Annotated in this window: 10 protein-coding genes; all 10 read right to left on the minus strand. The window is 39.7% G+C overall.

The features are described from left to right. Positions 1–2 precede the first annotated feature (2 nt). Genes VOI17_RS07830 through VOI17_RS07875 form a run of 10 tightly spaced genes read right to left on the minus strand, consistent with a single transcriptional unit; the run spans position 3 to position 12,576 of the window. Positions 3–587 (minus strand): cytochrome c oxidase subunit 3, encoded by a 585-nt coding sequence (locus tag VOI17_RS07830; protein ID WP_323756858.1) that lies wholly within the window; start codon positions 585–587, stop codon positions 3–5. After that, positions 587–1,489, minus strand: coding sequence for a heme o synthase (gene cyoE, locus VOI17_RS07835; protein ID WP_323756692.1), 903 nt, complete (start codon positions 1,487–1,489; stop codon positions 587–589). Before cyoE ends, VOI17_RS07830 begins: the two co-directional genes overlap by 1 nt. Before the next feature lie 4 nt (positions 1,490–1,493). Beyond that, on the minus strand, positions 1,494–2,543 hold the full coding sequence (locus tag VOI17_RS07840; RefSeq protein WP_323756693.1) for a COX15/CtaA family protein: 1,050 nt from the start codon (positions 2,541–2,543) through the stop codon (positions 1,494–1,496). Then, positions 2,524–4,398, minus strand: coding sequence for a cytochrome c oxidase subunit I (locus VOI17_RS07845; RefSeq protein ID WP_323756694.1), 1,875 nt, complete (start codon positions 4,396–4,398; stop codon positions 2,524–2,526). The genes VOI17_RS07840 and VOI17_RS07845 overlap by 20 nt, the downstream gene beginning before the upstream one ends. Before the next feature lie 22 nt (positions 4,399–4,420). Further along, a complete protein-coding gene (locus VOI17_RS07850; RefSeq protein WP_323756695.1) occupies positions 4,421–5,455 on the minus strand; it encodes a cytochrome c oxidase subunit II in 1,035 nt (344 codons plus the stop codon). Positions 5,456–5,473: 18 nt separating this feature from the next. Further along, positions 5,474–6,889: a quinol:cytochrome C oxidoreductase gene (locus VOI17_RS07855; protein ID WP_323756696.1), complete on the minus strand. Its 1,416-nt coding sequence runs from the start codon at positions 6,887–6,889 to the stop codon at positions 5,474–5,476. 19 nt (positions 6,890–6,908) lie between these two features. After that, positions 6,909–7,526: a cytochrome c gene (locus VOI17_RS07860; protein WP_323756697.1), complete on the minus strand. Its 618-nt coding sequence runs from the start codon at positions 7,524–7,526 to the stop codon at positions 6,909–6,911. 13 nt (positions 7,527–7,539) lie between these two features. After that, positions 7,540–8,073, minus strand: coding sequence for a DUF3341 domain-containing protein (locus VOI17_RS07865; protein WP_323756698.1), 534 nt, complete (start codon positions 8,071–8,073; stop codon positions 7,540–7,542). Positions 8,074–8,075: 2 nt separating this feature from the next. Beyond that, positions 8,076–9,440, minus strand: a complete 1,365-nt coding sequence (gene nrfD, locus VOI17_RS07870; protein WP_323756699.1) for an NrfD/PsrC family molybdoenzyme membrane anchor subunit — start codon at positions 9,438–9,440, stop codon at positions 8,076–8,078. Positions 9,441–9,459: 19 nt separating this feature from the next. After that, positions 9,460–12,576 carry a TAT-variant-translocated molybdopterin oxidoreductase gene (locus VOI17_RS07875; RefSeq protein WP_323756700.1) on the minus strand — a complete coding sequence of 1,039 codons (3,117 nt, stop codon included), beginning with the start codon at positions 12,574–12,576 and terminating at the stop codon, positions 9,460–9,462. Positions 12,577–12,604 lie beyond the last annotated feature (28 nt).

A 12,604-nucleotide genomic window follows, 5' to 3' on the forward strand; every position in this document is an offset into this window, starting at 1 on the left:
AGTTAATGGTTAAGTAATAAAAATATAAACAAGTATATCCAAAGTCCGCCTAAGAAGTGCCAAAAAGTTGAACACATTTCCATGTTTAACATATTTTCAGAATTCACTTTCAGTTTGAAAGACGAAATTAATAGATATAAAAGATAAATCACAGCAGCTACTAAATGTAGGCCATGCAAACCTGTAAAGATGTACAAGAAACTCCCTGCAGGATTACCCACAAAGAATACACCCGCATCCACCATTTGCCCCCAAGCCATGAACTGCCCGATAAGGAAGGCCATGCCCAAAACAAAAGTGATACTTAAAGCTATTCGTACTTTTACAAAATCGTTCTTTTTGGCAGAAAGGTATGCCCAATGCATAAACCCACTGCTTGTAATTATAACTACTGAAGTAGACCAAAATAAAGAAGGTAAGTCATACTCCAACCAATTTCCGCTGGCTTGTCTCACTATATGAGCACTGGTAAAAGCCGCAAATATCATTACCACAGTTACTATGAACAACCACATCGCAAATTTCTTTGGATGCATTGAAAGCGGCTGTTCCGCTGGGCTATCTACAAATTGATAATTCTCTGTCATCATTTTACCATGTCCAATAGATAAGCAATCTGCACGATCGGTAAATAGAGAAAAGAACCAAACATAATTCTCAATGCTGATTTCCTCGATGGATCGCGCATCAACTTAATCGTCTGCGCTAAAAACAAAACCCCACAAATGGTAGCCACTACTCCTGAGTTAATTCCCGTAATACCAAAATAGGTAGGTAACAAGCCCAACGGAATCAAGAATAATGTATAAGTCATTATCTGAAAAGCGGTCTTCATATCCTTCTCCCCTTTTACAGGAAGAAGCTTAAAGCCTGCTTTTTTATAGTCTTCATCGGCCACCCAAGCAATTGCCCAAAAATGAGGAAATTGCCAAATAAACTGGATACCGAAAATAATCATTGCCTCATGGCTAATTGCTCCTGTAGCTGCTACCCAACCCAATAAAGGAGGTAAGGCTCCAGGAAACGCCCCCACAAACACTGCAATTGGGCCTACTCTTTTTAATGGAGTGTATACAAAGCTGTACAACACCATAGATAGAACAGCTAATCCAGTGGTCAATGGATTAGTGTATAAATAAAGAATGAAAATACCTGCCGCAGCTACAATTGCAGCAAACCACAGAGCTTCATTTTTAGAAAGTCGATTGGTCGGTAAAGGACGGTTTTGAGTACGCGTCATCATGGCATCGTAATCCTTTTCAATTACCTGATTGATTGTACACGATGCACCTGAAACTAACCAACCACCTATAAATAACATAATCAACTGAGGCCAAACCACATTACCCCCCATGGCTAAAGCATAGCCAAAGGCAGAGGAGAAAGCCACCAAAAGTGATAGTCTCATTTTAACCAACTCTAAATAAGCCTTGGCTTTTTGAGCGATTAACACTCCTACTCCAATATTTGCAGAATTACCTGATATCATTCAGTTAACTAGTTTGTACTCTTTTATTTCCAAGAAGCAACAGCACGTAGTACTGTACTCCAATAATTAATGTTCCTAATAACAAATGTATTGGTTGCATAGCCGCAGGCACTCGAAAGTACGCCATAATCACCCCACTTAATACTTCGGCTCCTACAATCCATAATAAAATAGCTCCATAGAACTTTAAATTTTTTGGGGCTTCTTTTTTAAGTGTTAATAATAGCACCAAATAAAGATGTAAAGCTAACAGCAGAATAGAATAAGACCTATGAACTATGAATTCAATTCCAAGTCTTGAAATCCATTCTGATCTAGCAAAATGATCAGCCAAAAGATCAATACTTTCCCTCACCTGTGTGCCCATTACAATTTGAGGTAATGTGGCGAAAAGGCAAATCATAAGCACTGTTCTAAGCTTACTTGTTCCTTGTAAATTTAGATTAAGGGCTTCCCTTTTCGACCTGTAATAAACATAGATCAAAAGACAAACGATCAATAAAGCAAGTAGCATATGAATCGTAATCATCCAATGAAGCAAGTTGGTACTCACTACAATCGATCCAATCCATCCCTGAAAGCCTACCAATACAAATGCAATAAAAGAAAGAACGGTAATGGTTCTGTCAGTTTTCCAGTATCGGATTGACATTACAAATGTTCCGAAGACCAAAAGCCCGATGACCGCGCCCACTAAGCGGTTAACGTATTCTGTAAGTGTTTTTGTAGCATTAAACTCTTCTTCAGTTAGAATATTAGGATCGTTTAATATCTGATCCGCTAACTCGTCAAAACCAAAAGCCGTGAGGTAACTTACAAACCTCTTATTCTTCTCTACCCTTTCTAAGGCATACACTTCTTTGTAATCGGGTGGAAGTTCACTGACATCTGTTGGTGGCACCCAACTTCCAAAACATTTGGGCCAGTCTGGACATCCCATTCCTGACCCAGTGGTTCTTACAATTCCTCCTATTAAAATCAATAGGTAAACCGCAATTACTGTGACGGCAGAAAACCGTCTAAAAGCTTTACCGTTAGTGACCTTTTGATTCATCAACAACGATCTCATTAGCCATCTCCTCTTTCTCAATTGCGATCAAATCATTCTCATGTGGAAGATTAGAATCCATAGTTTCTGAGAAAGGCACTGTTTGAAGAATAAAGTCTTCAGGTGCACCTGGCTTAGAGTAATCGTATGGCCATCTGTATACTGTTGGAATTTCTCCAGGCCAGTTACCGTGTCCGGGAACTCTTGGTGTTGTCCATTCCAATGTGTTAGACTTCCACGGGTTGAGTGGAGCTTTCTTGCCTCTAAATATGCTGTAGAAGAAGTTGAAAAGGAATATAAACTGACCAAAGAAAGTCAGGATAGCCGCCACACTAATGAAGGCATTCAAGTCTGTAAATCCACTGAATGCATCAAAGTTGGTGAAAGAGTAATATCTTCTTGGGAAACCTGCAATTCCGATATAGTGCATTGGGAAGAATACAGCGTAAATACCAATGAAGGTAAACCAGAAGTGAATATAACCCAGTTTTCTATCTAACATTCTACCGAACATTTTAGGGAACCAATGGTAAACCCCAGCGAGTAGTCCGAAAGAAGATGCCGCGCCCATTACCAAGTGAAAGTGAGCTACAACAAAGTAGGTGTCGTGCAATTGTATATCAATTGCTGAGTTACCTAGGAAAATACCCGTAATACCACCTGAAATAAACACTGAAACTAGTCCAATAGAGAACATCATGGCTGGAGTGAAAACAATGTTTCCACGCCAAAGTGTAGTCAGGTAGTTAAATACTTTTACTGCCGAAGGAATTGCAATAATCAATGTTAGGAACATGAAGATCGATCCCAAGAAAGGACTCAGGCCTGACACGAACATATGGTGTGCCCAAACTACGAATGAGAGCACAGTAATTCCCAACATAGAAATAATCATGGCTTTATATCCAAAGATTGGTTTTCTAGAGTTGGTAGCAATAATTTCAGATGTGATACCTAATGCAGGTAACAATACAATATATACTTCAGGGTGACCCAAGAACCAGAATAAATGCTGGTAAAGAATTGGGCTACCACCGACATTCGGAAGCGCCTCGCCTCCAATATAAATTTCAGATAAGTAGAATGAAGTACCAAAACTTCTATCCATTACTAATAAAAGAGCTGCGGCAAACAATACAGGGAAAGATAATACTCCAATTACCGCTGTAAGGAAGAAACTCCAAATAGTTAGAGGTAACCTTGAGAAGGTCATCCCTTTAGTTCTTAAATTGATTATTGTTGTGATGTAGTTAATGCCACCTAACAATGAAGAAACAATAAAGAATACGATAGCAACAAGCCACAAAGTCATTCCAAGGCCAGAACCATCCATTGCTTGTGGCAATGCACTCAGAGGCGGGTATACAACCCAACCGCCAGATGCCGGTCCAGTTTCAAGAAATAAAGAAATAAACATGATAACACTGGAAAGGAAAAAGAACCAGTAAGAAAGCATGTTCATAAATCCGGAGGCCATATCTCTTGCTCCGATTTGTAATGGAATAAGGAAATTACTAAAGGTCCCACTCAAGCCAGCTGTTAATACAAAGAATACCATGATGGTACCGTGCATTGTAACCAGAGCCAAGTAGAACTGTGGATCTAAACTCCCTTCGGCCTGAATCCATTTACCTAAAAGTGGTCTTAACCAAGATAAATCTGCTTCAGGAAATCCCAACTGCAATCTGAAAATTGCAGAAAAACCAGCTCCAATAATTGCCCAAAGAATACCTGTGATCAGGAATTGCTTAGCAATTGTTTTATGGTCCAGTGAGAAAATATACTTCGTGATGAACGTGTCATGGTGCTCGTGATCGTGATCATCATGTGCGTGTGCATCAATATTTGTTGCTGTTGCCATCTTAATATATTGATCTTATTAATTACTCGTTAATGCCCGCTGCAATTACGGCCAGCTCTTTCAAATTCTCAGGTACCTGAGACATGTAATCAGGGTTTTTTGATAACCAAGATTTCTGCTCTGCTTTCCATTTGTCGTATTCCTCAGGCTCTAAAACCGTCACAACTCTTCTCATCGCAAAATGAGAAGTACCACAAATCTCAGCACAGGCCAATTCAAAATTGAATTCAGGATTACCTTCTTCAACTCGCATTTCTTCCGTTGTCTTATTCGGCACAAACCAGAACTGAGTAGGCATACCAGGGACAGCATCCATCTTCAACCTCATATGAGGCATATAAACACTATGAAGCACATCCTTTGCTCTAATCTTCAACAAGACAGGTCTTCCTTTAGGTATTACAATTGAGTTATTGTTAAAGTCATCAAAATTGTTCTTGTCAGTAAAGTCCATTCCTAAATCATTTGTCGCATCGATCAAACGATAATCATAGTCCCCTACTTCATTGTCCATTCCGCCATAGCGAATTAGCCAAGTAAACTGCTGTCCGGTGATCTCAATTTGCTCTGCATCCTCTGGCGCATTGCTTGTGATATCAGACCAAGCTGCAAATCCAGAAATTACCAACCATGTTAAAACAATGGCAGGGACACCAGTCCATAATAGCTCTAATTTGTTATTATGGGGATAGAATTCAGCTCTGTGATTCTCTCTATATCTGTACTTATAAGCAAATACAAACAGTAAAATGTGTGTGATTATGAATACGATACCCGTAATCCACATTGTTCTCCAAAACAACTTATCTGTAACAATACCGTGATCAGACGCTACAGGAGGATCATACGCATCAAAATACACAAATGAATACCAAGCCATTAAACCAAAGAACAGCACCATGAAAACCACCATAAGAATGGCGTTTACATCATTACTCCCTGTGATTGACTTTTCATCAGAACCTTTTACAATACTGACCAATCTACTTACTCTGAAGATCAACAAGAGGATCGCCAGTACTAAGAAAATCGCTAAAACTATATAAAACCCGAACATATCTTTAGTTTACTCTTATTAAATATGATGATGTTTTGCCTCTTCATACATTGGATGATTTTTAGCCACCAACGCAGATTTAGATAAGGCACTTAAGGTGACGAAAACAAATGCTACACCGAATACCATGAACAAGCCAATTTCTGTAAGTCCAAATGCACCATTTTCACCAAGGGTACCTGGTGTTACCATCAAGTAGAAATCGATCCAATGACCTGCCAATACCACAATACAAACGATTTTCAAGAATACATTCAATCGTTTCGCATCCCTTGTCATAAACGTAAGGAGTGGAAAAATGAAGTTCATTATTAGGTTAATGAAGAAGAATGGTGCGTATTTATCACTTAACAATCTTTCTACAAAATATACAGACTCCTCTGGAATGTTCGCATAGTAAATCAACAAGAATTGAGAGAACCAAATGTACGTCCAGAAGATACTGAAAGCGAAAATAAATTTACCCAAATCGTGCAAATGGTTAGACGTTACTTGTGATAAATAACCTGCCTCCTTCAATAACACAGTTACGAGTGTAATAAAGGCTAATCCCGTTACCCACCAACTTGCGAACACATACCAACCAAACATGGTAGAGAACCAGTGAACGTCAATTGACATGATCCAATCCCAAGCTGATATTGATGAGGTTACAGCAAATACTACCAAGAATATTGCAGAGAACTTTCTTATTTTAAACCAGTAGCTATCTCCACCTAGTTCGTCTTCGGCCATGGCCAAAGACTTAATTTTCTTAAATAACCAATACCATACTCCGAAGAATAATGTCATTCTTAAAACAAAGAAAACTGGAAAAGAACCTCCTTCTAAAGGAAGGAAGAAATAAGTGCTTTTTCCTGCAATCAATGCATCGAAATGTGTATTCAAATCTCCATTAGGTAGAAACTTGTTATATAAGTCACTATGGGTCCAGTGAAATATGTCATGACCGAAAATAAAGAAAGTAGCGATCATTAGCACAAATGCATATGGTAACCAACTTCCCATTGCCAATGGCACTCTCAACAAATAAGTTGACCATCCAGCCTGTGATGCATACTGTAGTGTGAAGAAGAATATTCCAATTAGACCCAAACCAACAAAGTAAACATTGTTGATCCAAAGGTTAATACCAAGCCTCTTTAACCAACCACCACCATGGTCAGCCTCACCTGCTTCGTGCTCTTCACCTGATTCATCAGATATCATTCCACCATGAGCGTCATCGCCACTATGGTCATCGCTAGTATTGGTTTCATGGTCTCCAGAAGCACCAGCATCGTGTTGCTCCGTTCCTTCATGATCTCCTGCAGCCTCTTCATGACTACCACCTGGGAATATTGCACCAACAAGCAGCAATACAAACCCAATGATGGCTACGAGGTATAGCTTCTTTTTTAAGCCTGTCGTAAATTCAAATCTTTCTTTTGCCATTTTCTAAAAAATTTGGGGGTTACTGCTTTTGCAATTGTTTAACATACTTCACAATTTTCCATCTTTTCTCTGGACTAATCTGAGAACCGTGGGCTCCCATTCTTCTTATTCCATAAGTAATAACATGGAAAACATGTCCTTCCGAAAGATCTCTCTGAGCCGGAGCTGTATAAGGAGGAACACCAAGGTATACTGGCGCTACCAAACCATCAGCTTGACCGTTTGAACCATGACAATGATCACAATACAATTCATATAGCCTTTTACCTTCTGCCAGAATCTCTGGTGTATCAGCTAAAGGGTTTTCTATAAGATTAGCCGCTTCAATGTCATCTTTTTCTAAACGATAAGGAAGTACACCATCAGCAGTTCTTCTTACAGTACCCGCTACTGGCAACTTTACATTTTGTTCATAAGGATTGTTTGAGTTTGAGTTATAAAACTCACCTAATCCATCTTCTCTATTACTCAACCATTCTCCTCTATCCTTGTCCTTGATTTGCGTCAATGGCTCATAAGGTATTGAGTGATACATCTGAGGTGCATATTCTGTACCTGGGTTATCGCCACTGGCATTACAAGAAGCCAGAGCAAAGATCGCTATGAGTGGTAAAAATGCTTTCAATCTATTCAACATGATCATCTTTAGCTTAGTCTTCAACTTCTTTATCGTTCACTTCAACAGCACCTGAATCTTTCAATACACCATTGATGGTTTGAGCATCCATTGATTTATTTTTACCCAAGTCAATTGCCATGATATGCTTATCATCGGTAATTCTTAAGTCAAGCATCTTAGGATCTTTCCATGGTTTCAAGTCACTACTTACCAAGAATGTACCCACCATACCAAAAGCTGCAAGTAAAACTGTTAGCTCAAAAGTTACAGGAATAAAATCCGGTAGTGGGGTAAAGTCCTTACCACCAATAATCATTGGCCAATCCACACCTAGCATCCAAAATTGCATTGTTAATGCTAAGGAAGTTCCCAATATACCGAACATAAAGGCGGCAATCGGAAGCCTAGATCTCTTATAGCCTAGTTCATCATCAAGCCCGTGCACAGGGAATGGAGAATACACCTCGTCAATTTTGACACCGGCACCTCTCACCTTTCGTACTGCACTTAATAATACGTCCTCGTCATCAAAAACCCCGAGAACAAAGTTTCTAGAATCGCTCATAATTATGCAGTCTGTTTTTCTGATGAAGATTTCACAATACTTTTAATTTCGGCCATGTTCACCACTGGGAAGAACTTAGCAAATAGCAAGAATGCTGTAAAGAATAATCCGAATGTAAATAAGTATACTCCCATGTCATAAACCGTTGGGTAGAACATAGACCATGATGATGGTAGATAATCTCTATGCAATGAGGTAACAATAATTACAAAGCGTTCGAACCACATTCCAATGTTTACAATAATTGAAATAATGAAAGTAGCCGAAATACTTGTTCTAATTCTCTTGGACCAGAATAACTGTGGAGAAATCACATTACAAGTCATCATCGACCAGTACGCCCACCAGTAAGGTCCTTGCATTCTGTTAAAGAACGCATATTGTTCTGCAGGAACACCTGAATACCATGCTACAAAGAACTCAGTGATATAAGCAATACCTACAATTGAACCCGTAACTGTGATTACAATATTCATCAAGCTAATGTGCTCGATCGTTATATAGTCTTCTAATTTAAATAATCTTCTGGTTACCAACATTAAAGTCAATACCATGGCAAACCCAGAGAAAATCGCTCCAGCCACAAAGTATGGAGGGAAAATGGTGGTGTGCCATCCTGGTATTACTGAAGTTGCAAAGTCAAAAGATACAATGGTGTGTACTGAAAGTACGAGTGGCGTTGCTAAACCAGCAAGGATTAAAGATACACTCTCGTATCTACTCCAAGTTCTAGCAGCTCCATCCCATCCAAGACTTAGTGCACCATATATTTTCTTTCTCATTCCAGTAGCTCTATCTCTGATGGTAGCAAAATCAGGTACAAGACCTAAATACCAGAATACAAGCGATACTGAGAAGTATGTAGAGATCGCAAATACGTCCCAAAGCAGTGGTGAGTTAAAGTTTACCCAAAGCGACCCAAATGTGTTTGGCAAAGGCAATGCCCAATAAGCACCTAACCAAGGCCTTCCCATGTGAAGCACAGGAAACATTGCGGCACATATTACAGCAAAAATTGTCATGGCCTCAGCAGCCCTGTTAATGGCCATTCTCCATTTTTGACGGAAAAGTAAAAGTACTGCGGAAATCAAGGTTCCAGCATGTCCAATACCTACCCACCATACGAAGTTGGTAATATCCCAGGCCCAACCTACGGTTTTGTTCAGCCCCCACATTCCAATTCCTTCCCAAAGGGTAGCGGCTACAGCGATGAAACCAATGCCAAAAGCAGTAAGTGCCATTCCCATTCCCAATAACCATGATTTGGATGGTTTGCCCTCTACCTGCCTGCAGATATCCTCGGTAACATCATGGACAGTCTTACCGCCTGTTATCAAAGGTGTTCTTACGGATGAAGTAACCTGCATAGTGTATCTTTTTTAAAAATTAAGCTTCAGTTGATTGTTTTTCCTTATTTCTGATTTTGGTGAAATACCAAACGTTAGGGTTAACGTTGATTTCCTCCAACACGTGATAAGCTCTGTCTTCTTCCACCACACGCTCAGTTGCTCCTTGACCATCTTCCTTCTCTTGAATTTTCAAAGCTTGAGAAATCCTAGAGTTTTTGTCGTTTAAGTCACCAAAGGTGATCGCATCCGCAGGACAGGCCGAAGCACATGCCATGTTGATTTCGCCATCTACAGGTCTTCTATCTTCACGTTTAGCAGCAAGTTTACCAGCTTGGATTCTTTGCACACACATTGAGCATTTCTCCATTACACCTCTTGAGCGAACAGTTACATCTGGGTTCAATACCATTTTACCCAAATCGTTGTTCATTGAAAGGTTTTTGTCGAACTGCGTATTGTCGTGATACTTGAACCAGTTAAATCTTCTTACTTTATAAGGACAGTTGTTAGCACAATATCTTGTACCAATGCATCTGTTATAAGTCATTTGATTAAGCCCTTCAGTGCTATGCGTTGTAGCCGCTACCGGACAAACAGTCTCACAAGGAGCGTTATTGCAATGCTGACACATCATTGGTTGGAAAGTAACTTCTGGATTTTCTGAAGCTTTTTCTAAAGCGATCAAATCATCAACAGGAGCATCAGAGCTATAGTAGCGATCAATTCTGATCCAAGCCATTTCTCTTCTGTTCAATACTTCTTCTTTCCCAACTACAGGAATGTTATTCTCTGCCTGACAAGCAACCGTACATGCACCACAACCAGTACAAGAGTTCATATCAATGGCCAATCCCCAGTGGTGATTGTTATATTCGTGACCTCCCCAAAGCGTGATTTTAGAAGGCTTAACGTATTCTCCTTCCTTGTAAATCAACGGATATTCTCTTCCCGCTTTAGTATCTTTTTGGTAAGCACTTAATGTTGACTCCTGAATTACATTGGATCTGCCCATGTAAGTCTGGTGTGTCTGCGTTTGAGCAATTCTATATGACTCGCCAGTTTTCTCTACAGAAACTCCAGCGAAGACATCATACACATTAGCGCCATTCAACTTGGTGATGAATGGGTATGCATTTACACCCACTTCATTTCCAACTCTACCAGCACTTGTTCTTCCGTAACCTAAGGCAAGCCCTACAGTGCCAGCAGCTTGTCCTGGTTGTATCAACACTGGTAAGGTCACTGAAGTATTACCTACTGTAAGGGTTACTTTTTCAGTAGTACCATCATTCATTTTGATGCCCCACTCTTCGGCTTGTGCTTGAGAAACGGTTAAGTAGTTATCCCAAGTTGTTTTTGCAATTGGATCTGAAGCCTCTTGTAACCAAGGGTTGTTGGCCATTGATCCATTACCAATTGTAATTTTTTCATAGAGTGCCAATTCAAGGCCTTCTCCATTTCTCTTATAGTTCTGAGCTATGCTTGTTGCAGCTGGGGTAGCTGCACTAAAGTCATAAGATAAAGTATCGTTGTTTCCTCCTGTCTCAAATACACCATCAAACAAAGTTTTGTCCCAGAATGTCTGGAAGTTAGAAGTGTCAGATTGTTTAGTGAAGAAGTTTTCTCTCCAGTTGTCTTGTAGGTAGGTGTAATACTCTACACTTTTTCCAGACCATTTCAAGAAAGTCTCTGGTGCCTGACGAGTACTGAACAGCGGTGCAATAGTTGGTTGAATCAAACTGAAGTGACCCGTTCTCAATTCAACATCATTCCACTGCTCTAAATAATGATGATCAGGAGCAATGTAGTCTACTAAAGCAGCCGTTTCATCCATTCTATCTGATGTAGATATTTTCAGAGAAACTTTAGCCAAACCAGCTTGTAATGCTTGTCCATCAGCCGAATCGTAAACTGGGTTACAGTTAAAGAAGATTGCAGCGCCAATTAAACCAGCGTTAGTATCTTTTACAAAAGAACTCATAGCTTGGTCATCTCCCTGACGGAAATGAAGTGGTGCATTTACATTAATTGTAGCACCATAATTACCTAGCATGTTATTGATACCATTCACCAACACCTGAACTACAGGGTCGTTTGAGCCAGAAACTACAAGGCCTGCGCCTCTATTCGCCCAAAGTTCATTAATAGCTGCTGTTACATGAGCAACATCGCCAGCATTTCCACCATTCACTTTGGCTTGTCCAGCTTTAGCTGCAATACCATTATAAATAGCAGCTATTAAAGGCCCAGCTTGTGAAGGCCTAATGCCTGTTCTATAATCTGCGTTAGCACCAGATAATGAAAGGTTAGACTCAAATTGGTAGTGTCTAGACATTTCACGGTGCTCCGCGCTAATTTTCCTTGTTCTTGAATACTGTTTCGTGAATTCAATTGGTGAAATCCAAGTGCCTAAGAAATCAGCACCTACACTTACAATTGTTTTCGCTTTGCTGAAATCGTATGATGGCACCATTGAAGTACCGAACGATCTTCTGTTTCCTTCAGAAATACCATAAGCTGAAGATGAATCGTAGCTTACGTGTTGTGCTGTTGGGTATTTAGCAGAAAACTCGCTTATTGTTCTTTTAGTAGTAGGGCTCAATACAGAATTACTAACAATTCTAATTTGACCGCCTTTAGCAGAAATTTCACCCAACTTGGCTATTACTTCTTTATCCAAAGTATCCCAGTCAGTTTTAGAACCCGCCTTTTTAGGCCCTACAAGTCTTTCTTTATCATATAATGAAAGTACAGAAGCCTCTACTTGAGCATTAGTACCACCCTTTGTCATTGAAGAAAACTTATTTCCTTCAATTTTAATCGGACGACCTTCTCTAGTTTTCACTACTATACTCACAGCGTCACCGCCATTTACATAGGTAGAAGCATAATAATTAGGAATAGACGGGTCAACGTCAACAGGCTTATTCAAATAAGGGATTGCTTTCCTTATTGGAGTTTCACAAGCTGCCAAAGAAGCCGCTGCGATACCAAAGCCCATTAATTTTAAGAAGTCCCTTCTGTTACTGCTTCCTTCACCATTTTCGTTGATAGGAAGGTATTCCGGAAATTCCTTCTCAGCACTCTTAACAAACGAAGGCTCGTTAGTTAACTGCTCTATCCCTTTCCAGTATGTTTTTTGATTTTCTTTCATTGTATATCAATCAGAAATCGAAATTCTA

This window comes from Roseivirga sp., from assembly GCF_034669765.1.
Taxonomy (GTDB): Bacteria; Bacteroidota; Bacteroidia; order Cytophagales; family Cyclobacteriaceae; genus Roseivirga.